General features: G+C 70.3%; 24 protein-coding genes and 1 pseudogene. 11 read left to right on the forward strand and 14 right to left on the reverse strand.

What is annotated here, in order from left to right:
• Nucleotides 1–128: 128 nt before the first annotated feature.
• Nucleotides 129–620 (reverse strand): NUDIX domain-containing protein, encoded by a 492-nt coding sequence (locus tag ABZU53_RS11470; RefSeq protein WP_354854727.1) that lies wholly within the window; start codon nucleotides 618–620, stop codon nucleotides 129–131.
• Nucleotides 621–676: 56 nt separating this feature from the next.
• Here ABZU53_RS11470 and ABZU53_RS11475 point away from each other — a divergent pair, with 56 nt between their 5' ends.
• Nucleotides 677–2,326 (forward strand): fatty acid--CoA ligase, encoded by a 1,650-nt coding sequence (locus ABZU53_RS11475; RefSeq protein WP_355065481.1) that lies wholly within the window; start codon nucleotides 677–679, stop codon nucleotides 2,324–2,326.
• A gap of 187 nt (nucleotides 2,327–2,513) precedes the next feature.
• On the opposite strand, the gene ABZU53_RS11480 is transcribed toward ABZU53_RS11475, so the two are convergent.
• The 6 genes from ABZU53_RS11480 to ABZU53_RS11505 all read right to left on the reverse strand — a co-directional run bounded on the left by ABZU53_RS11480 (nucleotide 2,514) and on the right by ABZU53_RS11505 (nucleotide 7,803).
• Nucleotides 2,514–3,524 carry an NADPH:quinone reductase gene (locus tag ABZU53_RS11480; protein WP_355065483.1) on the reverse strand — a complete coding sequence of 337 codons (1,011 nt, stop codon included), beginning with the start codon at nucleotides 3,522–3,524 and terminating at the stop codon, nucleotides 2,514–2,516.
• A 28-nt stretch (nucleotides 3,525–3,552) separates the two neighbouring features.
• Complete coding sequence (locus ABZU53_RS11485; RefSeq protein WP_354854733.1) at nucleotides 3,553–4,206, reverse strand: HAD family phosphatase; 654 nt, start codon at nucleotides 4,204–4,206, stop codon at nucleotides 3,553–3,555.
• Nucleotides 4,207–4,238: 32 nt separating this feature from the next.
• Nucleotides 4,239–5,063, reverse strand: a complete 825-nt coding sequence (locus tag ABZU53_RS11490) for a hypothetical protein (RefSeq protein ID WP_355065563.1) — start codon at nucleotides 5,061–5,063, stop codon at nucleotides 4,239–4,241.
• A gap of 189 nt (nucleotides 5,064–5,252) precedes the next feature.
• Nucleotides 5,253–5,969: an FKBP-type peptidyl-prolyl cis-trans isomerase gene (locus tag ABZU53_RS11495; protein ID WP_354854735.1), complete on the reverse strand. Its 717-nt coding sequence runs from the start codon at nucleotides 5,967–5,969 to the stop codon at nucleotides 5,253–5,255.
• 100 nt (nucleotides 5,970–6,069) lie between these two features.
• Complete coding sequence (locus ABZU53_RS11500; protein WP_355065485.1) at nucleotides 6,070–6,708, reverse strand: DUF4241 domain-containing protein; 639 nt, start codon at nucleotides 6,706–6,708, stop codon at nucleotides 6,070–6,072.
• Nucleotides 6,709–6,783: 75 nt separating this feature from the next.
• Complete coding sequence (locus tag ABZU53_RS11505; RefSeq protein ID WP_355065487.1) at nucleotides 6,784–7,803, reverse strand: Ku protein; 1,020 nt, start codon at nucleotides 7,801–7,803, stop codon at nucleotides 6,784–6,786.
• Nucleotides 7,804–7,888: 85 nt separating this feature from the next.
• Here ABZU53_RS11505 and ligD (ABZU53_RS11510) point away from each other — a divergent pair, with 85 nt between their 5' ends.
• The 3 genes from ligD (ABZU53_RS11510) to ABZU53_RS11520 all read left to right on the forward strand — a co-directional run bounded on the left by ligD (ABZU53_RS11510) (nucleotide 7,889) and on the right by ABZU53_RS11520 (nucleotide 11,005).
• The gene (gene ligD / locus ABZU53_RS11510) at nucleotides 7,889–8,830 is read left to right on the forward strand and encodes a non-homologous end-joining DNA ligase (RefSeq protein WP_355065489.1); all 942 of its coding nucleotides are present in this window, start codon (nucleotides 7,889–7,891) and stop codon (nucleotides 8,828–8,830) included.
• Entirely contained in the window at nucleotides 8,820–9,737 is a 918-nt protein-coding gene (gene ligD, locus ABZU53_RS11515; protein WP_355065491.1) for a non-homologous end-joining DNA ligase, read from the forward strand. The genes ligD (ABZU53_RS11510) and ligD (ABZU53_RS11515) overlap by 11 nt, the downstream gene beginning before the upstream one ends.
• Before the next feature lie 200 nt (nucleotides 9,738–9,937).
• On the forward strand, nucleotides 9,938–11,005 hold the full coding sequence (locus ABZU53_RS11520) for a hypothetical protein (protein WP_355065493.1): 1,068 nt from the start codon (nucleotides 9,938–9,940) through the stop codon (nucleotides 11,003–11,005).
• Nucleotides 11,006–11,011: 6 nt separating this feature from the next.
• Here the strand turns inward: ABZU53_RS11520 and ABZU53_RS11525 are convergent, their stop codons facing one another.
• Together ABZU53_RS11525 and ABZU53_RS11530 are read right to left on the reverse strand one after the other, a co-directional pair.
• Nucleotides 11,012–11,752 carry a hypothetical protein gene (locus ABZU53_RS11525; protein WP_355065494.1) on the reverse strand — a complete coding sequence of 247 codons (741 nt, stop codon included), beginning with the start codon at nucleotides 11,750–11,752 and terminating at the stop codon, nucleotides 11,012–11,014.
• A 75-nt stretch (nucleotides 11,753–11,827) separates the two neighbouring features.
• A complete protein-coding gene (locus ABZU53_RS11530) occupies nucleotides 11,828–12,736 on the reverse strand; it encodes an NAD(P)-binding domain-containing protein (protein ID WP_355065496.1) in 909 nt (302 codons plus the stop codon).
• Between the two features lie 58 nt (nucleotides 12,737–12,794).
• Between ABZU53_RS11530 and ABZU53_RS11535 the strand changes: the two genes are divergently transcribed.
• Nucleotides 12,795–13,163 (forward strand): MerR family transcriptional regulator, encoded by a 369-nt coding sequence (locus ABZU53_RS11535; RefSeq protein WP_355065497.1) that lies wholly within the window; start codon nucleotides 12,795–12,797, stop codon nucleotides 13,161–13,163.
• A gap of 109 nt (nucleotides 13,164–13,272) precedes the next feature.
• On the opposite strand, the gene ABZU53_RS11540 is transcribed toward ABZU53_RS11535, so the two are convergent.
• Complete coding sequence (locus ABZU53_RS11540; protein ID WP_355065499.1) at nucleotides 13,273–14,304, reverse strand: hypothetical protein; 1,032 nt, start codon at nucleotides 14,302–14,304, stop codon at nucleotides 13,273–13,275.
• A gap of 143 nt (nucleotides 14,305–14,447) precedes the next feature.
• Here ABZU53_RS11540 and ABZU53_RS11545 point away from each other — a divergent pair, with 143 nt between their 5' ends.
• The gene (locus tag ABZU53_RS11545) at nucleotides 14,448–15,200 is read left to right on the forward strand and encodes a TIGR03089 family protein (RefSeq protein ID WP_355065501.1); all 753 of its coding nucleotides are present in this window, start codon (nucleotides 14,448–14,450) and stop codon (nucleotides 15,198–15,200) included.
• 5 nt (nucleotides 15,201–15,205) lie between these two features.
• Here ABZU53_RS11545 and ABZU53_RS11550 read toward each other — a convergent pair whose 3' ends face one another.
• Nucleotides 15,206–15,868: a tetratricopeptide repeat protein gene (locus ABZU53_RS11550; protein WP_355065503.1), complete on the reverse strand. Its 663-nt coding sequence runs from the start codon at nucleotides 15,866–15,868 to the stop codon at nucleotides 15,206–15,208.
• Between the two features lie 243 nt (nucleotides 15,869–16,111).
• On the opposite strand from ABZU53_RS11550, the gene ABZU53_RS11555 reads away from it, so the two are divergent.
• A complete protein-coding gene (locus ABZU53_RS11555; protein ID WP_355065505.1) occupies nucleotides 16,112–16,834 on the forward strand; it encodes a hypothetical protein in 723 nt (240 codons plus the stop codon).
• Between the two features lie 88 nt (nucleotides 16,835–16,922).
• Here ABZU53_RS11555 and ABZU53_RS11560 read toward each other — a convergent pair whose 3' ends face one another.
• Nucleotides 16,923–17,294, reverse strand: coding sequence for a DUF4267 domain-containing protein (locus ABZU53_RS11560; RefSeq protein WP_355065507.1), 372 nt, complete (start codon nucleotides 17,292–17,294; stop codon nucleotides 16,923–16,925).
• An 89-nt stretch (nucleotides 17,295–17,383) separates the two neighbouring features.
• Between ABZU53_RS11560 and ABZU53_RS11565 the strand changes: the two genes are divergently transcribed.
• Entirely contained in the window at nucleotides 17,384–17,956 is a 573-nt protein-coding gene (locus tag ABZU53_RS11565) for a TetR/AcrR family transcriptional regulator (RefSeq protein WP_355065508.1), read from the forward strand.
• Nucleotides 17,957–17,965: 9 nt separating this feature from the next.
• Here ABZU53_RS11565 and ABZU53_RS11570 read toward each other — a convergent pair whose 3' ends face one another.
• Together ABZU53_RS11570 and ABZU53_RS11575 are read right to left on the reverse strand one after the other, a co-directional pair.
• The gene (locus ABZU53_RS11570; RefSeq protein ID WP_355065510.1) at nucleotides 17,966–18,220 is read right to left on the reverse strand and encodes a hypothetical protein; all 255 of its coding nucleotides are present in this window, start codon (nucleotides 18,218–18,220) and stop codon (nucleotides 17,966–17,968) included.
• Nucleotides 18,217–18,429: pseudogene (locus ABZU53_RS11575) on the reverse strand (DivIVA domain-containing protein); the annotation flags it as partial. The gene ABZU53_RS11570 and the pseudogene ABZU53_RS11575, both read right to left, overlap by 4 nt.
• Nucleotides 18,430–18,869: 440 nt before the next feature.
• On the opposite strand from ABZU53_RS11575, the gene ABZU53_RS11580 reads away from it, so the two are divergent.
• The 3 genes from ABZU53_RS11580 to ABZU53_RS11590 all read left to right on the forward strand — a co-directional run bounded on the left by ABZU53_RS11580 (nucleotide 18,870) and on the right by ABZU53_RS11590 (nucleotide 22,880).
• Entirely contained in the window at nucleotides 18,870–19,097 is a 228-nt protein-coding gene (locus tag ABZU53_RS11580) for a winged helix-turn-helix domain-containing protein (protein ID WP_355065512.1), read from the forward strand.
• 1,376 nt (nucleotides 19,098–20,473) lie between these two features.
• Nucleotides 20,474–21,778, forward strand: coding sequence for a hypothetical protein (locus ABZU53_RS11585; protein WP_355065513.1), 1,305 nt, complete (start codon nucleotides 20,474–20,476; stop codon nucleotides 21,776–21,778).
• 454 nt (nucleotides 21,779–22,232) lie between these two features.
• Nucleotides 22,233–22,880: a response regulator gene (locus ABZU53_RS11590; RefSeq protein WP_355065515.1), complete on the forward strand. Its 648-nt coding sequence runs from the start codon at nucleotides 22,233–22,235 to the stop codon at nucleotides 22,878–22,880.
• Nucleotides 22,881–23,184: the final 304 nt, after the last annotated feature.

Genomic DNA, 23,184 nt, shown 5'->3' on the forward strand with positions numbered 1-23,184 from the left:
CACACTCCCGAATGAGCGGTGCCCCGTCGCGCTCCGACTCCAGCCAGAACAGAGAGCTATTTCTGGAACATCACCGAAGCGACGGCCCACCGTGCCGTCAAGGAGCTGCACGAGCGCACAGCACCGCCCTACTTGAGGATCAGCCGGTTGGTCTGCTCGAAGACGTCCAGGTCGGCCAGGGTTTCCAACACCGATCCGGAGAGCGGTGTGGGGAACCTGTCGCGGGGGAAGAAGCCGGCGTCGGTGGTCTCGTCGGTGACCCGGGTCAGCTGCCCGTCCCACTCCTCGACCTTGAAGGCAGTGGTGAAGACCTGGTACGTGTGCCCGTACATGTTGGTGCTGGTCCGGTCCGGGCCGGTGTAGAGGGCGAACGCGCAGACCCGCAGCGCCCGCAGTCCGGTCTCCTCGCGGACCTCGCGGACCGCGCAGTCGGCGATCGACTCGCCCAGCTCCATCGCCCCGGCGGGCATGGCCCACTGACCGTTGTCCGAGCGTCGGATGAGCAGGATGCGCCCCGCGTTGTCGCTGACCACGGCACGGGCGCCGACGAACATCAGCGTCCGGTCGCCGGCGAGCGCGCGCAACTGCCCTACGTATGAGTCGGCCCAGGAGATGCTCACCTGCGACAATTTACGGGGGTTCCCAACGTGTGACCGCCGACACTAGCTTGTTACCCATGCGTAGCACGATGATGGACGCCCCCCTGCAGGTCTCCCGGATCCTCGACCACGGCGCAGGGGTGCACGGCACGGCCGAGGTGGTCACCTGGACGGGCGCCGAACCCCGCCGGATGACGTACGCCGAGGTGGGCCGCACCGCCGCCCGGTTGGCCCACGCGCTGCGCGACGAGTGCGGCGTCACCGGCGACGAGCGGGTCGCCACCTTCATGTGGAACAACAACGAGCACCTGGTGGCCTACTTCGCGGTGCCGAGCATGGGCGCGGTGCTGCACACCCTCAACCTCCGGCTCTTTCCCGACCAGCTCACCTACATCGCCAACCACGCGCAGGACCGGGTGGTGCTGGTCGACAGCACGCTCATTCCGCTGCTGGCCAGGGTGATCGGCGAGCTGAACACGGTGCGGCACGTGGTGGTGGTCGGCGGTGGCGACCCGGCCCCGCTGGTGGCGGCCGCCGGAGACCGGATCACCGTGCACCACTGGGACGCGCTGCTGGCCGATCGGCCCGAGGTGTACGACTGGCCCGAGGTCGACGAGCGCGACGCCGCCGCGCTCTGCTACACCTCGGGCACCACCGGCAACCCGAAGGGCGTGGCCTACTCGCACCGGTCCATCTACCTGCACTCGTTGCAGGTCTGCATGCCGGAGGGCTTCGGTCTCGGGCCGACCGACCGGGAACTGGCCATCGTGCCGATGTTCCACGCCATGTCCTGGGGCCTGCCCTACGCGGCGTTCCTCTCCGGCGCGTCGTTGATCATGCCGGACCGGTTTCTCCAGGCCGCGCCGATCGCCGAGATGATCGCCGCCGAGCGGCCCACCCTGGCCGGCGCGGTGCCGACCATCTGGACCGACCTGCTGGCCTACCTGGACAGCCACGAGGTGGACACGTCCTCGCTCACCGAGGTGATCGTCGGTGGCTCGGCCTGCCCGCCGGCGTTGATGCACGCGTTTGACGAGCGGCACGGGATCGACGTCATCCACGCCTGGGGGATGACCGAGATGTCGCCGCTGGGGTCGGTCTCCCGCCCGCCGGCGGGGGCGACCGGCGAGCAGGCCTGGCGCTACCGCTACACGCAGGGTCGCGTGCCGGCCGGGGTGCAGGCGCGCATCGTCGGGCCGCTGGGCGAGCCGCTGCCCGCCGACGGCACGGCCGTGGGCGAGTTGGAGGTCCGCGGGCCGTGGGTGACCGCGCGGTACGTCGGTGACGACGCCCCGGATGAGGAGAAGTTCCGCGACGGCTGGCTGCGTACCGGCGACGTGGGCATGCTCTCCTCGGACGGGTACATCACGCTGACCGACCGGGCGAAGGACGTGATCAAGTCCGGCGGCGAGTGGATCTCGTCGGTGGAGCTGGAGAACGCGCTGATGGCGCACCCGGCCGTGCTGGAGGCGTGCGTGGTGGGCGTGCCGGACGAGCGGTGGGACGAGCGGCCCCTGGCGACCGTGGTGGTCCGCGAGGGTGCGTCGGTGACCGCCGAGGAGTTGCGGGACTTCCTGGCCGGCTCGGTCGCCCGGTGGCAGTTGCCCGAGCGGTGGGCGTTCATCGACACGGTGCCGAAGACCAGCGTCGGCAAGTTCGACAAGAAGGTCGTCCGTTCGCGGTACGCCGACGGTGAGCTGACTGTCCGGGAGCTGACAGCACCGTAACGTTTTACCGGGCACTGTCGCCTGTTGGGCAGAGGAGTACTCCTGACATTCCTCCCCAGGGGCGGCCCCGGCGTTCGCACCGCGCCGGGGCCGCCCGCTCCACACGGGGTGATCCCGCACCGTCATTGTTGCGAAACTTGTTCGCGTCTGTCCTGATGACGGGGAAATCGGGTGTCCAGCGACCCGTTCAGGCGTCACTGGTGGTGATCAGCACCTTGCCCACCGCCGAGTCCTCGACCGCCTGGTGCGCGGCCGCCGTGTCGGCAAGCGGATAGTGGTGCAGCGGCAGACCGGCGTCCGCGCCGACCCGGAGGCCGCCCTGGCTGGCCGCCGCCGCCACGTCGATCACACCCTGCGCCTTGGCCGCCTTCGGCTCCGTGTAGACCAGCACGAACTGCCAGCGGGCGTTCGGCGCCATCATCGGCCGGATCGGGATGGTCACCTCGCCCCCGCCGTCGTCGGCGTACATGCAGACCGCGCCGCCGTGCCGCAGCACCTGGGCGTCGACCGCGGCGTTCCGGCCGGGGGAGACCTCCACGATCGTGTGCACCCCGTCGGGGGTGATCCTGCGGACCTCCTCGACCACGTCCTGCTCCCGATAGTTGATCACATAGGAGGCGCCGGCCGCCGCCGCGAGCTGTGCCTTCTCCGCGCTGCTCACCGTGGCGATCACCGTCGCGTCGGCCCAGCGGGCGAGCTGGATCGCCGCGTTGCCGACCGCGCCCGCCCCGCCCTGCACCAGCACGGTGTGATCGGCCAGCGCACCGGCGCGCAGCGCGTCGGGCATGAACTCGCCGGCCGTCAGACAGCGGTGCGCGGTGAGGAACGGGATGCCCAGGCAGGCTCCCAACTCGAACGAGGCGTCGCCCAGGGGAACCGCCTGCCGCACCGGCACCAGCGTGTACTCCGCGGCGGTGCCCCACGGCCGCTGCCAGGCCGCCTCCCAGATCCAGACCCGCTCGCCGATCAGCTCACGGTCGACCCCCTCGCCGACCGCCTCCACCACGCCCGCGCCGTCCTGCCCGGGGATCTGCCACCCGTCCGGCGGGAAGGCACGCCGCGACTTCCAGTCCGTCGGGTTCACCCCGGACACCGCCAGCCGGACCAGCACCTCGCCGGCCCCCGGCTCCGGCACCGGCCGGTCGACCAGCTCCAGCACGGAAGGGTCGCCGGTGCGCTCGTACACGATGGCTTTCATTCGTGACTCCTACCCCGCTCGGCCCGCGTCAACCCAGCCCCTCCACCAGCTCCGGCGTCAACTCACCGATCGACCCCAACGTCACGACCGCGAGCCCGGCGGCGTCCGGGTCGAGGGGGTACGACCCGTGGGGCACCGCGACCACCTTCATCCCCGCCGCCGCGGCCGACCGCACGCCGTTGGACGAGTCCTCCACGGCCGCGCAACGGGTCGGGTCGACGCCGAGGCGCCGCGCGACGGTCAGGTACACGTCCGGCGCCGGCTTGCCCCGCTCGGTCTCCTCGGTGGAGAGGGTCGCGCCGAACGCGCCGGTCAGGCCGGTGGCGTCCAGCGCCGCCGCGATCAGCCGGGTCGGCGACGAGCTGGCCAACCCCAGCGGCCACCGCGCGGCCAGCCGGCGTACGACCTCGTCGGCACTGTCGATCAGCGGTACGTGCTCGGTGTAGCGCCGGGCCATCTCCCGCACCACCTCGTCGGCGACCTGCTCGGCGCTGCGGCGCACGCCCAGCTCACCGCTGAGGTAGCGGGCCCACTCACCGGTGCTCATGCCCATCAGCCGGCGCTGGGTGTCCGGCTGCCAGGACCCACCGTGTGCCGCCACGTACGCCCGCCGGACCTCCTCCCAGACCGGTTCGGAATCCACGATCACGCCGTCCAGGTCGAAAACCACCGCATCCACCACGGGCCCATCCTGCCCGAGAGGCGGACCGCCGGTCAGCCGGGCAGCGCGGGTAGGCCGATCGGGCTGTTCGGCGGGATCACCGTGTGACACGACCGGGCCATCGGCTCCAGCAGCTCACGCAGCCGGTCGGTGTCGTCCGGGCCGAGAGCCCGCCACGGATGTGCGGCGGCGCGGTCGGTGGCGTCCTCGATCGCCTGGAACCCGGCGTGACCGACGTCGGTGGCCGTGCCGTCCCCGGTCAGCCAGCCGCGCTGGGCCAACCGTTCGCGGGCGGCCCGCCACTGCTCCTCGGACCAGCCCCGGCCGAGCAGGTTCTCCGCTGACATGTCCACCGCGACCCGCCACGCCAGCGTCTCCACCGGGTCCAGGCCGGCGGCCACCAGGGCGGCGTTGTGCCCGTCGCCCCGCAGCTCCCGCAGCGTGGTGGCGGCCTGCCAGAGGCGGGCGAGGGGATATTCCCCGATCGGCAGCGCCGCGTTGGCCGCGCCGAGCACCCGACCGGCGGTCTGCGCCGCCGAGGCGGCCCGCTCCAGCAGGTCGGCGGCCTCGGCCAGGTGCGCCTCGGGCAGCTCGTAGGTCAGCTCCGCGAGGGCCTGCACGGCGCCGGTCAGCCGGGCGCGCAGGGCCTCCTGCGGGGTGGCCAGCCGCCAGACCGCCGGCAGGGCCCGGCTCACCATGGGTGGTGCGAAGTTGAAGAACGCGGCGATGACCGGGGCGGCCTCGGCGGCGCCCAGCGGCGCGGTCCGGCAGGCGAAGTAACCCCGCCAGTAGCCGCGCAGCCCGACCGCCTCGTGCGCGGCCCGGGCCCGAGGGTGGAAGTAGGTGACCGCGTGCACCGGCTCGAAGTGCGTCCACATCAGCCGGGCGGTCCGCCCGGGCTCGTCCAGCGCCGTCACGTGCACCTCCGCGTCCCGGGTCCGCATGGTCACCCCGGACGGCGGGCCGCCCGGGGTGACGCCGAACCTACTGCCGGAGGGTGACGGGCAGGAAGCCCCATGTGAACAAGTCCATCGCGCCGCGGCGACAACCGGGGCGATCCGGACGGGTCACTGGGCGGCGAGCACGTCCACCACGAAGCGCAGCGGACCGGTCGGACGCCCGTTGGCGTTGGCCTCGTCGTTGCCGTACGCCAGCTCGCCCGGGATGTCGAGCTGCACCCGGCTGCCCACGGTCACGCCCACCAGACCCTGGTCCCAGCCGGGGATGACCTGACCCACGCCGATGGGGAAGCTGGCCGGCTGGCCGGCGTTCCAGGACGAGTCGAACTCCTTGCCGTCCTTGAAGAAGACGCCCACGTAGTTGGTGGTGATGGTCTGGCCCTTCTTCACCGCCGGGCCGGTGCCCTTGATCACCGGGGTGACGGTGAGCTTCTTCAGCTCACCCTTGCCCGCCGCCACCGTCGGCTTGGTGCCCAGCGCCGGGTCGGCGCCCGCGGGCAGCTGCGGAGCCGGGGGCGCGGTGGGGGCGTCCGCGGCCGGGGCGGAGGCGGACGGGGTCGCGCCTGCCTGGTTGGCGGGCTTGTCGTCGCTCCGGTTCCGGTCGATCCACACGAAACCGCCGATCAGCAGCGCCATCACGGCGACGCCGGCGAGGCCACCCGCCCACGCCTGGCGGCGGCGCTTCGCCTCGGCGGCCTTCTGCGCCGCCAGCTGGGCGGCCAGCCGCCGACCCGCCTTCGTCGCCGGGCTCTGGCCCTCCGACCGGTTCTCCTGCGTGCGCTCGCTCACGTCGTCGACTCCCTGCTGCGAAGGTGTGGCCGGCACGCGGTGCCGGGGGGAAAGCCGACGCACACGGTACCCGCCCGGCGGCCCGCCGTGCCCGCCCCGGATGCCTCGGATCGCCCAGCGACGCCCTCGCGGGACGTTATTTCGGGATCACCATGAAGTCGGTCACGAACGACGTCACGGACCCGTCGGCCGCGCGCCCGATCCAGGTGCCGTAGCAGCCGTCCCCCCAACCCGTGGCCACGGTGACGACATTGGCGCCGGTGGCCTCGTCGAGGACTGCGGTGATCAGACCCCGGACCGGCGAGACGGGCAGCTCCTCGGGGATGAACACCTCCTCCACCTGGTCGTGGTCCCAGCCGTCGAGGACGGCGAGCGCCGTCGGGTCGGCGAGCGTGCCGGCGCCCGCGTCCACCCCGTACCCGAAGTAGTCGTCCGGGCCGAGCGCGGCGACGTCCTGGTCGCCCGCGACGGCCGGCTCCCAGCGAATCGCCGGCTCGTCGGAGACCACCAGTTGCAGCGCGGCCACCCGCCGGTCCACCTCGGCGCCCTCCCGGAGCACCACGGCCACCCAGGCGCGGGCGGGATACCGCCCCGGCGCGACAGTCACCGTGTACGGCTCGGCTTCCGGGCAGACCAGCGGGTCGCACCCGACCACCCGGCCGGTGGGCAGCACGACGTCATCCACGGGATGGGCCTCGATCAGGTACGCGCCGTACTCGTCGGTGAAGCGGGCACCCGGCGTCAACAACCGGTCCAGGTCAGGGGTGTACGGCATACGGGGCTCCTCCGGTGGCCAACGGCCGGCGGAGCGTACCCGGTCCGGCGGACACCCTTCGTCGCCGCCGTACGGTCAGGCGCTCTTGCGGGGTGCGGTCTTGCGCGCGGCCGTCTTCTTTGCCGGCTCGGCCTTCTTCGCGGCCGTCTTCTTCGCTGGCTCGGCCTTCTTCGCGGCGGTCTTCTTGTCCGCCGTCTTCTTCGCCGTGGTCTTCTTCGCGGGCGCCTTGGCGGCCTTCTTCTCGGCCGCCTTCTGGGCCGAGCGGGCCGACGAGATGGGCGTCGGCTCGCCGCCGCCACCGCGGGCGGGCTGTTCGCCGCGTGCCGCCCGGGCCCGGTCCACCGATGCCTTCAGCGCGGCCATCAGGTCCACCGCCGCGGCCGGGGCCTCCTCGACCTCCTCCGGCTGGACGACCTCCCGACCCTCCACCTTGGCGTCGATGACCTCCTGCAACGCGGCCCGGTAGTCGTCGGTGAAGACGTCCGGCTCGAACTCGCCGGTCATCGAGTCGATCAGCGAGCTGGCCATGGCCAGCTCCGGTGGGCGTACCTTCAGGTCCTCGTCGAGGAAACCGAAGTCCGGCGTACGGATCTCGTCCGGCCAGAGCATCGTGTTGAGCAGCAGCACGCCCTCGCGGACCCGCAGCGTGGCGAGCTGTTCACGTTGGCGCAGCGCCACCTTGACGATGGCCACCCGCTCCGAGTCGATCAGGGCGTCGCGCAGCAGCACGTACGGCTTGGTCGCCGTGCCCTCCGGCTCCAGGAAGTACGCCTTGTTGTAGAGGATCGGGTCGACCTGCTCGGCGGGCACGAACTCCAGCACGTCGATCGCCCGCGAGCTGGTCAGCGGCAGGTCGGCGAAGTCCTCGTCGGTGAGGATCACCATCTCGCCGCCGCCGATGTCGTAGCCCTTGGCGATGTCGTCGTAGGTGACCTCCTCGCCGCAGACCGAGCAGGTGCGCTTGTAGCGGATCCGGCCGCCGTCCTCGCGGTGCACCTGGTGGAACCGGATGTCCTTCTCCTCGGTCGCCGAGTAGAGCTTCACCCCGATCGAGACGAGCCCGAACGACACGGCTCCCTTCCAGATGGCACGCATCCTGCGCTCCCTTCCCCGGTATCGACCATGCTCGCATCCGTTGGAACTCCACGCGAGGTGTTCGGCCTGCTACTACAGTCGGGTCGTGCCCGGCGCGCCGCTCAAGCCGATGCTCGCGATGACCGGGCCGCTCCCGGCGGGTGACGGCTGGGCGTACGAGTTCAAGTGGGACGGGGTCCGCGCGCTCGCCGACATCTCCGGCGGCGTCCAGCACCTGTACGCCCGCTCCGGCGTGGAGATCACCGCCGCGTACCCCGAGCTGGCCACCCTTTGCGAGCAGGTCGACGACGTGCTGCTCGACGGCGAGGTGGTGCTGCTGGGCCAGGGCGGGCAGCCCTCGTTCACGGCGCTGGCCGAGCGGATGCACGTGCGGGATCGCAACAAGGCGGCCCGGCTGGCGGCGGTCATGCCGGTCACGTACATGATTTTCGACCTGTTGCGCCGCAACGGTGACGACCTGACCGGCTGGCCGTACGAGCGCCGGCGGGAGGCCCTGGACGCGCTCGCGCTCGGCGGCGCCCGGTGGGCGGTGCCGCCGGTGTTCGCCGACGGCCCGGCGACCTACGAGGCGGCCGGGGAGCACGGCCTGGAGGGCGTGATGGCCAAACGGGTCGGCGCCGTCTACCGGCCCGGGGTGCGCTCCCCGGACTGGGTGAAGGTCAAGCTGGAGGTGACCGGGGACTTCGTCGTGGGCGGCTGGCGGCCGGGTGCGCGCCGCATCGGCGGGCTGCTGGTCGGGGTGCCCGGCCCGGACGGCCGGTTGATCTACCGAGGTCGGGTGGGTGGCGGGATCGGGGCGGCCATCGAACGGCAGCTCCTCGCCGAGCTGGAGCCGCTGCGCTCCGGCGTGTCACCGTTCGCGCCGGGAGTGCCGCGCGAGGATGCCCGGGGCGCCATCTGGGTAGAACCCCGGGTGGTGGTGGAGGTGAAGTACGGCCAACGCACCCCGGACGGCCGGCTGCGCTTCCCCCGGGTGCTGCGGTTGCGCCCGGACAAGCCGCCGGAGGAGGTCGACGATGCCGGCTGAGAAGGTGCGGGTGAACGTCGAGGGTCGCCCGCTGGAGCTGTCCAACCTGGACAAGGTCCTCTATCCGGCGGTCGGCTTCACCAAGGGCGAGGTGATCGACTACTACACCCGGATCTCCCCGGTGCTGCTGCCGCACCTGTGTGACCGGCCGGTGACCCGGATCCGCTTTCCCAACGGGGTGGACGACAAGTCCTTCTTCGAGAAGAACAAGCCGGCCGCGACCCCGGACTGGGTACGGGTGGAGACGCTGCCCGCGCCCGGGTCGACGAAGGGTCGGGAGACCATCGACTACGTGGTCGCCGACGACCTGCCCACCCTGGTCTGGCTGGCCAACCTCGCCGCGTTGGAGCTGCACACACCGCAGTGGAAGGTGGGCCAGGACCCGGACATGATGGTCGTCGACCTGGACCCGGGGCCGCCGGCCGGGCTCGCCGAGTGCTGCCCGGTGGCGGTGCTGATGCGCGACCGGCTCGCCGACGACGGCATCGACTCGTACCCGAAGACGTCCGGCAAGAAGGGCATGCAGCTCTGCTGCCCGATCGCCGGCACCCAGTCCGCCGACGACGTCTCCGCCTACGCGCGCCGGATCGCGCAGGAGCTGGAGAAGGCGCACCCCAAGCTGATCGTGTCGAAGATGGCGAAGAACCTGCGCCCCGGCAAGGTCTTCATCGACTGGAGTCAGAACAACGCGGCGAAGACCACAGTGGCGCCGTACTCGCTGCGCGCCCAGCGGACCCCCTCGGCCTCGACGCCGTTGACCTGGGACGAGGTCGAGGCCGGCGCGCGCGGCCGGAGACCCGCCGTCCGCCAGTTCACCGCCGCCGAGGTCCTGGAGCGGGTCGAGGAGTACGGCGACCTGCTGGCCGCACTGCTCGACGGCGGCCCGGAACTGCCGGTCAAGGGCTGACCCTGGCTGGTGCTGTGGGCGCAGTCGGGGGTCGACGGTGACGGTCGGTCACCTTCGTCGGGGCGGATGCGCCAGTGAGCGGTATACCCCAGAGTCATATTCATACCTCTGAGGTATACCGCTCAACAGCACATCGAGATGGCGGGCCCGCCGAGCCGCCACCGGACGCCGCGACGGCGTTTCGTCGCTAGAGTTCGTCGATGCAGATAAGTGAACTCGTCGGCGCGCTGAGTGAGCTCCGCGCGCTGCGGGTTGAGCACGACGGCTCCGCCCTGCTCGTCACCGTGCCGGCGATCGACGTGAGCCTGCGGCTCTACCCCGAGGCGGTGGTGTGGCTCAACCACCGGACGCTGCCGGATGGTGAGCCGATCCTCCAGGTGGTGGTCCGCCAGCACGGCCGGGATCTGCGGACGATCCTGCTGAACGACGACGTCGCCTGGGAGCCGGCCGACCTCGACTTCCTGCTCGACTCCCCGATCCCGGTGCGTCTGACGGACCTGCCGGAACTGGTGGCGTACACCGAACTGGACCGGAACTCCGTCGGCGCCCTGCGGGCCTGCGACGAGCCGGGGGCGAACCTGGCGGCGCTCGCCGCAACGCTGCACCTGCACCGGTGCGTCCTCGTCGCAGCCATGCGGCTCGGCCTTCGACCGCTTGGCGCGGTACGGCTGTGGCACGAACTGTGGTGCCGCGTCGGCGAGTTCGCGCCGGCCCCGTACTGGCCCGACCCGGACTTCGACCGGCTCCTGGTCGAGGCGGGAGTGCCGTTGACGCCTTATGAGGAGGTCCGAGCCGGGGAGCGACCGGTCGAGATCGAGGCGTTGACCGTGGCCGACCTGCGGGCGGCGGAACCGGCGCTGACGGTCGGCCGGGCGGACGAGACCGCGCTCGCCGCCTGGCGGCAGTGGATGAAGCTCACGCCGCGGCAGTTCTACGAGGTGTTGACGGCGGAGCTGCCCGAGGCGCGTGTCGAGGTCTCGCTCTACGCCGACGGCGGTGCCGCGGTCTCGCTGCGCATCGCGCCGTCCGACGTTCTGCGGGTCCTGCTCGAACTGCGGCTCTCCTTCCCCCGGCGGTTGGCGATGCTGGACGAGATCCGCATCACCGAGGAGGCCACCGACACCGGGCTCTTCCAGCGCATCATGTCCAACCTGGAAAGGCTCACCCGGTCGCTGGGCCTGAAGGCGATCAAGGTGTACGCCACCGGGGACGGCAGCGTCGCGTTCGCCCGCGCCGGCTTCGACTGGGACCGGGATCCGGGCGACTGATTCCGCTCAGCGGTGCTGCTGTCGGGGCGTCAGCGTCCGTCGTATCCGGGCGGTGGCCGCTGGACCGATGGCCTCCTGGGTAGCCGCGAGCAGCCGCGCGCACAGCGCCCGGGCGGTGGCCAGGTCGGCACGGGCCCGGCCCACGTCCCGCAGCAGCGTCGCGCGCTCGTCGTCCGCGACGGCTCGGATGTCCGCCACCTCCCGCCGGCGAGCGCTGCGTACCTCGTCGGCCATCACCAGCACGAAGTCCGTCCGGTTCCGGTCGAGCGCCGTGGTGGTCGAGGCCGCCGGACTGGCGGCCACCACCCGGGTGACCGCCTCTGCGGGCAGGAAGAACAGCGTCGTGGTGGAGTACCGGCTGAGGGCTGCCTGTTGCTGCCAGCGGGTCAGCAGCCCCGACTTGCCATCGAGGAAGGGCGCCATCGCGAACGCGAAGTCCACGTCGACGGTGGCGAGCAGCGCGCGGGAGTCGTCGATGCCGCGCCGGAGCTGGTTGATCAGCACTGACTGCCGGTGCAGCAGCGCGGCGAACTCCGCCTGGTCGTCCGCCCGGGGGTCGGCGTCGGAGATCAGGGCGTCGGCCAGGCTCAGGAGGCGGTCGCCGTTGAGGCACAACTCCTGCAACGTGAGGACCACGTCCAGCAGGTGGGCGCCGACCTTCGCATCCTGGGAAACCGTCCGCCGATCCAGCAGTCTGCTGACGTACGAGTTGACGATCTGAACCACCGCCGACAGCAGTTCACCCACTGCGCCGCCCCCTCCAAAGTGGTGTGGGGCGAGTGTAATCGCCAGGTCGCGGCACCCGGCCATCGTCGATCGTGATCATCGTGCCGCCTGCGCCGGATCGGCTGGTACGAGCGACTGGACCAGCCTGGCGTAGCTGTCGCCTCCGTGGCCCGCCGCAATGGCCCGGTCGATGATCGATTGCACAGCCTCTAGCGGCGCGGGGTCGACACCACGCGCGGCCGCGGCATCGCGGACGTGGGCGACCGCGGAGCCCGCCGACGCGATGGTGGATATGTCGGCGGCGAAGGTTCCGGACGTGATGTGATCGGCGAATCGGTCGGCCATGTCGGGCAACAGGCCACCGATTCCTCTGGCGAAGCGAGCGAACGCGGTCGGGGCAATGCCCTCGGTGATGGCCAGGGCGAAGGCGTGCGCGAGTCCGCCGACGGACATGGTGAACAGGTCGAGCAACGCCATCTCGTACGCTGCTGCCGTGCCGGCATCCGCGCCGAGGTAGGCGCTGGCGCCACCGAAGCTCTCCAGCCAGGGAAGGCTGTCGTCGAAGAGGGCCCGCGGACCGCTGTAGAGAATCGTCGCGGCAGGTGTCCCGATGGTCGGCGCGGGCGTCAGGATGGCACCGTCGAGGTAGTTGACGCCCCGCTGCGCTGCCCAGCCCGCCATGTCCCGTGCCTCGGCGGCGTGCCCGCTGCTGAGGTTGACGAATGTTCCTCTCGGCGGGCGTTCGAGCCCCGACATGACGGCGCGGACCGCCCGGTAGTTGATGACGCAGGCGATGACGACCGATGCCCGGCGTGCCGCATCGGCCACCGTCGGAGCGAGCACCGCCCCTTGGGCCACCAGCGCGGTCGCCTTGCCGGGTGAGCGGTTCCAGAGCACGGTGGGGTGGCCGGCGGCGAGCGACGCGGCGGCCAGCGCCCGACCCATCGGGCCGAGCCCCAGGACGGCGACGGTGGCGGATTGATTGTCCTGGTTGCGGTGAGTCACAGCGACGACGCTAAACCTTCACGTTGACGTGAAGGTCAAGCCCTGATCTGCTGTCGGTGTGCGGATCAGCGAACTGGCGCGGGAGGCGGGCACCACCCCACGTGCCCTGCGCTACTACGAGGAGCAGGGCCTGTTGCGTCCCGCCCGTCTCGCCAGCGGCTACCGTCACTACGACTCGCAGGCGGTCGGCACGGTGCGGCACATCCAACTGTTGCTGTCCGCCGGCTTGAACACCGCGGCGATCGCCGAGATCCTTCCCTGCATCCCCGACGACGTAACCGTGCTGGCCCCCACCTGCCCGGAGCTCCTCGACGCTCTGGCAGTGGAGCGCACCCGCATCACGACGTCCATGGATCGGCTCGCAGCCGCTCGCGATGTCCTGGATCGACTCATCCAGGCCGGCCCTGCTGCCGGCGACCGGTCCTGAGCATCGTCCGCTGCTGACAGCCGCGTGGCGGTGCTGCCGCCCCGCACTGGCAAACGGCCGCGCCCGACCCGCTACCTCGCCGGCACCTGACCGGCACCGCCAGGGAGCATCAGCTCGCGGCGACGTGGACAGCGGGCGAAGCGCGGCGCAGACGCCACCAGGCGCCAACGACCAGGGCCACGGTGATGACGGTGACCGCGACGTCGCCGGCCAGGGCCGCCGCCGGGCTCGCCGGGGAGTACGGCGGCACCAGGTACGCGAACGCGGCGGCGCTGACCACGCTCGCCGAGCCCGCGGCGAGCACGTGCCGCTGCCCCCAGCGAGCGCCCCCCGACAGGTACGCGAGCACGGCCCCGACGGTGGCGGCGAGCGCCAGCGCGACGGCCACCCCCGGCCAACCGGGCGTCGGGTCGGTGAAGAGGCGGGCGAGGACGACCAGCAGACCCACCCAGATCGGGTGCGGCACCCGGCGGACGCGGCGCGGGTGGGGGCGACGCCAGCGGGGCAGCAGGGCCGTCGCGATCAGGGTGAGGACCACCGCGGTGGCGAAGGCCAGTTGCAGCGGGCTGGCCAGGAAGTTCTTCCGGCCCTCGGGAGTGGTGAAGATCAGCAGGCTGCCGAGCAGGTAGAGCACCGCGACCACCGCCAACCCCTGTCGTCCGAGCCACGGCCGAAGCCGCCGTTTCGCACCGAGGAACGACTCGACGAACACGATCGGCGCGCAGATGGTCAGCAGGATGTGGTTGCCCACGTAGTCGAACGCCTGCCGGAGGCTGAAGCCGAGCCCCGGCACCAGCGACGCCTCGGCGGCGGCCCGGGTGTCGGCGTACTGGGTGTCATCGAGGTAGCCGGGGTTGAACAGGGACTGGTCCACCAGGCCGGCCTGGAGCACACCGAAGGCGGCGGCGAGCAGCACGATGGTCGGCCATCCCGCGCCGAGGTGCCGGGCGGTCTCCCGGATCAGGATCGCCGCCCCGCCGTACATCGGGGCCAGGAAGATCACCACCGGGAGGAAGCCGTCGAGGGCGAAGCCACCCCATGAGCACTCGGCCGCCCAGGGCGCGAGCAGTAGCAACGCGACCACCGGCACGAGCCGGCGGCGCAACGGGGGACGGTCGGCGGGGTCGGGCTCGGTCGGCATGGGCACTCCTCGGTGGCGCTGCGGGGGTCGTCCGTAGCGTCCGTGGGCCACCCGGCCAGCCGCTACGGCCATCGGCCGACGAGGGGTACGACCAAAGTCGTTGCGTAGGGTGGTGGCGACGTCGTCACCCGGGGAGCGCGCAGATGCAGCCACACGCCACGGCCGACCTGTCGGACCCCTCCACCGCCACCGAGATTCCGCTGCTCAGCTACCGCGACGAGGCGACCGGGGAGCGCGTCGACCTGACCGCGCAGCAGGTCGGCGCCTGGTCCGCGCGCAGCGCGAGCCTGCTGCGGGACGGCTGTGGACTCGGCCCCGGCAGCCGCGTAGCGGTGCTGCTGCCGCCGCACTGGCGTACCGCCGCGGTGTTGTTGGGCGCCTGGGCCTGCGGCCTGGCGGTGTCGTTCCGACCGCGCGCCACGGCGGGCCTGCCGGTGCTGGAGCCCGGCGGCGAGCGACCGTTCGACGCGGTCTTCGTGACCCCGCAACGCCAGGACGACTGGTTGGAGGACGTGCCGGACGCCCCGCACCGCTACCTCGTCGGCACCGGGCCGGGCCGGCTGGCTGACGTGCCGCTGGGCTGGTTGGATTGGTCCGCCGAGGTGCTTCGCCACTCGGACGTCACGCCCGACCACACCGCCATCCATCCGTCGGATCCGGCCAGCGCGGACGGCACGACCTACGGCCAGTGGGGCGCGCTCGCCCAGGGCATCGCCGAGATGCTGGGCCTGCGCGCCGGCGATCGGCTGCTGGTCGACGCCGCCGAGCACGAGCAGCCGCTGAAGTGGCTGCTCGCGCCGCTGTCGGCGGGCGCGTCGGTGGTCATCAGCGCCAACCTCGACCCGGCGCGACGGGATGCGGTCGTCGCCGCCGAACAGGTGACTCGGATCCTCTGAACTGCCTAGATCTGCGTTCTTGCCTGTTCGATCTGCCGCACGATGGCGTGGGCGCCGTGCGCCCGTGCGATGGCGTTCGCCTCGTCGAGTGTCGCGAGTGCGTCCGCGTGGCGGTCCTGGGCGGCGGCGACGTAGGCCAGCCCGACCATGTTGGCGGCCACGCCCGATAGCGCTCCCACCTCTCGGCGCAGCCGTGACGACTCCTCCAGCCGCTCGCGCGCTTCATCCAGCCGACCGGTCATGTGCGCCGCGATGCCCAGGTGTCGCAATGCCTCGGCCTGGGTCCGTCTGTCGCCGACCTGCGCCGCCAGCTCGCGGGACCTTTCCAGGTGCGGAACCGCGGTCTCGTTGTCGCGCCGGATGATCTGATGCAGGCAGCCGATCCAGAACAGCGCCTCGGCCTGGCCGCGTGTGTCGGCCAGCGCCTGGTACAGCTCGGCCGCACGCTCAAACAACGGCAGTTCAGCCGGGTCCTCGACGGGTGAGGTGCCGCTCTTGGCGCGTTCGTCGAGAAACCGCGCGTGCAGGATCCGCCCACGGGCCAGCGCGGTGTCGGCCTCCACCGCGTCCAGGTCCCGTTCGGCGTCGGCCAGTACGTGGGCATCGCCGCTGTACACGGCCTGTTCGTAGAGTTTCCGGGCCCGTTCGATGCGATCTTCGGCGTTCATCGCCGCCCCCGTCCTGGCATCGCCACTGTTGCCGGATCAGCAGCTTAGCGGTCAGCTTGATCAACTCGGTCTCCGTGAAACCGGGGCATCAACGCACCTCGGACACCGCGACTTCCAGAAACCCGAGTCGCTCAGGCGTCTCACCCTTCCGAGGGAGTCAATGCGATCCGCCTTCGCCTCGCTTGGCCTGCTCATACGCTGCGCCGAAGGCAGGTGGCACTCTTACACCCGGCGGAGGGGTCGATGGCTTCGAGGCGTACACATCGGATGGTGGTGTCGGCCGTGGCCGGTGGGCTGTTCGCGCTCGGGGTGATCGCGCCCGGTCCGGCGGCGGCGCCGCTGCCCCGCGCGGCCCGGGCGGACGGCGAGGTGGCCCCCGTGCCGCGGGAGCCGCGCCCGCCGCTGCTTCCCGCAGACTTTCAGGGCACCGGCCGGTACATCGTGCGGGACCTCGGCATCGACGTCCCGTTCACCTGGCAGGGCCGCGACGGCAACAGCCAGATGATCGCCGGCGGCCCGGAGTACCCGATCTGGTTCACGAACCTGATCTTCGAGAACACCCTCTACACGCTCACCTACAAGTGGCCGAACATCCCACTGTTCCCGCCGCGCGCGTGCAGCAAGATCCCGGGGTTCTTCAACCGGCAGATCTTCAACGACAAGTTGAAGACGTCGCGTTTTGTCGGCCCGGAGATCCTGCAGGGCCAGAAGGACCGGCACGTCGACCACTGGCGGGTGGGTGTCGTCGGCGGGTCCACGGTGCCGGGGGAGTTCTTCCGGTTCCCGATCGCGCTCGGCGACATCTACGTCGACCAGCACGACCCGAGCCGGTGGTGGCAGGTGTTGCAGTTCGGCCTGCAGAATCTCTTCGACCCGGAGCTGGACGAGTGGTTCATGATGGACACCTTCGACCACCGTCCAGGAGTGGTCGAACTCCCCGACCGCTGCCCACCCCCCACGTCCTGACCACCGACCGTGGTGATCAAGAGGTTTGTGTCACCGATCGGCCCGTCGATGACGCAAACCTCTTGAGCACCACGTGCGGGTGGGGGCGTTACAGGGCGAAGAGCAGGGCGGCGTTCAGGAGGACTACCACTGCTGTGGCGAAGTGGATGCCGAAGGCTACGGCCTTCGTTCCGCCGTTGCGCAGCACGATGAGGGTGTCGCCCAGCGGGACGAGCGCGACGATCAGCATGAACCATGCGACCGCGTCGGCGCTGGCGAAGGCGATGAGGGCGAGGCCGAGCAGGCCGTAGCTGAGATCGCGGAGGCCCTTGATCGTCAGGTAGGCGGGATCGCCGTCCGGCCGGGCCGGCACGCCGTACCCGGCGGCGGCGGCCCGCGGTACCAGCAGGAACCGCGCACCGATGAAGGCGATGAAGAGGCTGAGTACGACGGCGAGGCCGTAGGCGAGGGGTGCCAGCATGAGTCCGCTCCAATTCCTAGCGCTGCTAGATGCAAGAGCGACGCTAGCAGAGCATTGAACGGAACGCTAGCGCTGCTAGGATTGCTGTCATGTCGACTCAGGGGCGCCGAGAGCGTGAGCGGGCGGAACGGGAACGGGCCATCGTCACGGCGGCACGCGACCTAGCCCTAGCCGAAGGCTGGGAGGCGGTGACCACCCGGCGGCTCGCCGCCGAGATCGAGTACAGCCAGCCCGTCCTCTACAGCCACTTCAGGGGCAAGGACGCCATCATGGCGGCGGTCGCCGTCGAGGGCTTCGCCGAACTGGCCAACGCCCTGGCCGCGGCTCGGGCCTCGGCCGCCAGTCCCCGGCAGGCGGTCGCCGACGTCGCGGCGGCATACGTCGCGTTCGCCGAGCAGCGTCCCGCCATCTACGACGCGATGTTCACCCTCGCCGTGGACCTGCCGTTCGCCACCCAGGAGGTCCCGACCGACCTGGCCCGAGGCTTCGCCGAACTGGCCGAGACAGTACGCCCGGTCGCCGGGGACGACGACCTGGAGACGTTCACCGAGACGTTCTGGAGCGGCCTGCACGGGCTGATCATGCTGATGCGCAGCGGTCGACTCCGCCGCGCCGACCACGACCGGCGGCTGAGAGTGCTGGTGGACCGCTTCTCCCGTTGAGCGTTGTCGTCACGGCCGCGCGCGCCGGGCGCAGGGCGCGAGGTGGTCGACCGGCAGGGCGCACCGTGCGCCGCCGGGTAGCGGCCGGTCGCAGAAGACCCAATGTCGTACGCCCTGCTGGTCCTCCGCCGACACGGTCACCCCGCCCGGCTCCACCCGCGCGCTGAGCCGGGCCAGCACCCGGGCGGCGGTCCGGGCGAGGATTCGGGCCCGGAGCAGGTCGGGTGCGGTGACCGGCAGATGGATCACCCAGCGCTCGGTCATCGGTAGCGGTGGTTCGCCGACTGGGCGCTCTGCCAGGCGCGCAGCGCGTTCTTGATCCGTACGTTCTCCTCCTGCACCGCGACCAGGGCGGTCTGCGCGACGGTGAGTTCGTCGGCGACGCGGTGGAGGAAGGTGCGGATCTCGACGGGGTCGAGGCCACGCCGGCGGACGTTGAAGCAGCGCTCGCGGATCTGCCAGGGCCGGAGGGGTTGTCTCTGGTTGTCTCCTGCCATCGGTGGTCTTTCCTCGCGTCGGCTCACCAGCCGACGGATCAGGTCGCGCACGGGGGACCGCCCTTCGTCGGGTCACGTCGAAGTGGAGGGGGCGGCCTCCGCCGGTTGCGGTCGGCGGAGACCGCCCCGCCCTGCGACCGCAGCCTCGATCGGCAGTACGGCAGCAGGGCCGCGCCGGGGGAGCGCGGAGGGTGGGGTCTCGGCGGCGATGCGAGACCGGTACGAGAGGCGCCAACCGACCGCAGCAGCACCGCATCACCGAGGGCGACGCTACCGATACCTGTCACCTCTGTCAACGCTCTCTTACCTGTCGAATCTGGCTGACGCTCCTGCCTACTGCTCCTACGTCAGTTATTGCCGCTCTTTCACTTGTTGCTCGATACTGGGAGGGCCAACCGACTGCAAGGGGCCTCCACGTGCCGATTCCGCCGACCATGAACGAGTTGATCAACGATCTGCTGAGACGGATCGAGGTGGGCGAGTTCCAGCCCGGGTCGAAGATCCCGTCCACTCAACAGCTGTCCGACCACTACGACGTGTCGGTTTCGACGATCCACCGGGCGGTGGCGGTCCTGCGGGAGCAGGGCGTGTTGGTTGGCCGCCCGGGTCGGGGCGTCTTTGTTGCTGAATCCGTTCGGGGCTGAACAGCCCGTCATTTGCCTAACGACGAAGCGCCTCGGCGACGTGGTTCAGAATTTCTGTACATGTCTCAAGGCGGCCCGAGACGGGCCGCACGCGCCGCCGCCCGGGCGCGCGCCGGCCGCTACCGCTGCCGCTCTGCGGCCGTCACGCCTGATGCCCGGCGGCTGGCGCGGACAGCGGAGAGCCCGGAGGGCCGCCGCAGAACGACAGAGGCGTTGGCCGGTGAGGGTTGGGCCGGCGGCCGGTCGGGCCGCGCGCGGCCAAGAGCCCGCGCGGCGTAGGGGAGCGGACGCCGCGCGCCTCAGCGGTGGTGACGGCCGAGCGTAGGAAGTCCGCCGCTAACGGTCCGTATCGAGGGCTCCTGGCCACGTTGGCGGTCGAGCCGGTCGGCCTCATCTGCCCGTCCAGCTGCACGAGAGGCTCGCCGCTGCAGCGCAATCTGCTGTTCGAGCGAGAGTTCTTCCTTACGGGACTTCGCCCTGCCGACCTTATTGCGTCGCGCCGCAACACCCGTGGCCTTCTCAACCTGTTTCCGAGCGACAGCCACCAAGGCCCCACACTTGCCGCAGGCAGGCACTGAGCGCGGACGGGCAGCGAATTTGGGAGCCACAGGGTCCAGCTTGCGTCCGCACATTGCACGGGTTGGATCGGCAGGATCTGGGCGGTGAAGCTTGGGCCCGGCAGGCCGGCTCCCCGAGCCCGCGGGTTCCTCGACGAGCTTCCAGCCCTAGCCGCCCAGCGGTCAACTATGAGCGGACGCTACGGCCTCCAGAAGCCGTTCTCTGTCACATATCCGACGACAGGTAGTCGAGCCAGCGACGAAGTGTGGCATCGGACCGGCTCGCTTGGCGCGGCCGACAGCAACGCTGACCGTCATCGAGGCAGCAAGAAGGCAGCGGGAGCGTCGGTGCGGGTCGACCACGAACGTGAATGAACGACGCCCGACACTTGCTCGTCGATGCAGGCCGCCACCAGGTGGCACCGGCCGACAGCTTAGGGCCGCATCCCCCCGGCGGGGGTCAAGCTTCATCTCGACTTGCTCGCCGTACGGCAAGGGAGATCAGCAACCCACGCCACCGTCACAGCCCTCGATCGGCCGATCGAGGCTCGCGACCTGCTTACCGGCGTCGGCAACCGTCTCGCCGGCAATCGATCGTTCAGGACGAGTGTCGCGACCAGGGCGAGGCTGGCGGCGGTGACGGGCCACAATCCGCCCGACTGCCGCCGGTTTCCCCCGCCCGGATGCACATCCCCTAGCACAACGGCCGACCACGACTTTCGCCTAGCCAAACGGTCGACTGTCGCAGGTAGGTCGACCGAGAGCATGCGGACCACGTCGGCCGATCCCGCCCGCGCTCAAAGTACGTACTCTCTCCCCATGGCCAGTCCACTCCGGACTCTCGCGAACGTGGTGCGACGCGCGGTGTCCCATCGCGACCTCGATCTCTACGTCTTGGCCGCTGGTGCGCTCGTCTTCACCGTGCTCGGCTCGGCCGGAATGGCGAACGCATCTGCCCTGTCCTCAGCGACGCTCGGGCTGCTGACCTTCCTTGCACTGGCGCAGATCCGTTCCAGGCGGCAGGTTGCGGAGATCGCTGAGACACGACGGATGACGCGTACCGAGGTGCTGCGATCCAATTTCCCAGAGGATCTGGTGGTGCGACGCCAGGAGGCTAGGTCATTGCTACTCATCGGCAGGTCGCTGGGCCGGACCATCGAAACGAGCCGCACCTACTTGCGCCACTCCCTTGCTGCGGGTGCAGACGTACGGGTACTGATGGTTGACCCAGACGATGACAGCGCGGTGCGCGTGGCCGCCAGTTCAACGGCCGACTTCGCTCGCATCGAACGTCTGCGAAGTCGTATCCGGGCTTCCCTCGAAGAACTCGCCGGCCTGCAGGAGGCGGGCGGCAGGCTCGAGGTGCGGGTGACCACGGCTGTACCGAACATCGGCGTCAATGCAGTGGACGTTGAATACGAGCGCGGCTTGATTGTCGTGCAGCACTACGAGTACAGGCCCTCAGCAGAAGCCGCGCCGATCCTGCGGCTGGACACAACTGACGCACCCTGGTTTCAGCACTTTGTCGCCGAAGCCAACAGGATGTGGGAAGGCGGCCAACCCTGGCCTCCCGCGGTCGAGCGCGCCGTGGGGCGGGCAGCTCGGCCAGCGTTCGCGGACGAGTTCGGCCCAGAGCTGGTAGAGGTGATGTCTCGTGCACATCACCTGCTCATCACCGGCGTAACCCGCAACACTCTGCTCACCAGTGAGTACGGACGGTTCGAGCGGTGGCTCAGAGCCGGTTGCGTGATCCGTTTCCTCCTAGTTGATCCGGAGTCGCCCGCAGTCGCAGTAGCTTCGGAGCGTTACTACGCCCATCGATGGCCGGATAGTACGCGAGAGCGGGTCCGGCACGCGCTGGGCTTGCTGCGGGAGCTACGGCAGACGACCGGCGGGGATATCGCAGTCCGGCTGACCCGGCATCCGCTTGCGTTGGGCCTCATCGCGGTTGACTCAACTGAGGAGACACGGTCGCCTAACAGCATGGTGTTCGGGGAGTACTACACGTACCAAGCTCCCGGAGAGCCGAAATTTACGATTAGAGCTGACGATGGCCCCTGGTGTGATCACTTCGTCCAGGAGGCGGCGGCGCTCTGGGAGGGGGCGCATCCCGTTGAACTTTAAGTGTGGCTGACTGCCGGTCAAGGTCCGAGCGTGCAGCCACCGCCGGACGACTGCGGACGCCACGCACAGAGCTTGTAAGCGAGGCGCCTCCGCGCCAGGTCATCCTTCGCTGCACGCTCCACAGCCAATCGTGTGTCACCCCAGGTACAAGCTGACCCTCGCCGTCGTTCGAACACGCCCCACGGGGATCCGTCATCCTCAGTGAATGCCACCACCGGCACCATCGTCATGCCGTCGGAGGCGTCGCTGTCGTCGTCTGCATGCCGCCAGGAGACGACACGGCCGACGTGGTTCACGTCGTCTTCTCCGACCTGAGCGAGGAATGGCGGGTATGGCTGGTGGTTGATCACTACCTGTATCGGGCAGCAACCGAAACGCGAGCAGCGACGAGCATCGCCCCGGTAACAAGCGGTACCCTTCGATCGGTTTACTTGCAGAGGCGGACGGAGAACCGGTGTCCCAGGCCGTTACCGTGGAAGTGATCAAAGTCGTCCCTGCGATGCTTTGGGTTGCCTTCGCCGCGTTGGTTTACTTCACTCTGCGCAGCGCCCTCATCCCACAGCTTGGTCGCCTCAACAGCGTGAAGACGCCAATGCTTGAGCTGGGCTTCGCCGAGCAGTTGCTCGATGAGGCGGCGGCCAAGTCGGAGGTGGGCACACCACCCTCCGCTAGCGAGCGACGCGCCGCCGTTTCCCGGCTGCAACACGCGGCCGAGATCCTAAAAGGTGGTCGCATCCTCTGGGTGGACGACAACCCGGGTTGGAACATGCCCCTGATCCGCCTCTTCCGGCAACTTGGCATGATCGTAGATACACCACGCTCCACAACCGAGGCGCTGGCTAACCTCCAGGCAAGGTCCTACGACCTGGTTCTCAGCGACATGCGCCGCGACACAGAGCAGCCGGCAGAGACTGCGGGTATCACTCTCATTGAGGCCCTCGAACGCCGAGGCATCCACCTCCCCATAGTCATCGCCGCGGCCGGCTTCGATCCCCAGCTTGGCGTACATCCCGGGATCTTTGCCTACACCAACGCCGTCGACGAACTTGTTCACTACGTCATCGACCTCATGGAACGCATCAAGTTCGGGACAGCCTTTTGACATCACGCCGCTAGACGACACGTGGCTTTGCCGGTTCTCGTGAGCCCACAGGTCAGCGGAGAGTCAACGAATGGCGTGATGCGCGACCGACACCAACGACCATAGTCGGCGTGACACCTTGGACTGGACCGCACGGAATGACCCCCGCGGACGCTGGCCGGCAATGCCGACCAGTTACCCCCGGACGGGGGCCCGTCCGGCCGGAGGTGCTGGCGGCAAACGTGGTCGGATAGGCCGCCTCAGACGGGGTGACCGGGGGATCCCGCCACTCCCGTAAGCGGAGTCGATCGACTAGGGGTCAGTC

Source organism: Micromonospora sp. NPDC005194, from assembly GCF_040608335.1.
In the GTDB taxonomy this organism is placed as follows: domain Bacteria; phylum Actinomycetota; class Actinomycetes; order Mycobacteriales; family Micromonosporaceae; genus Micromonospora.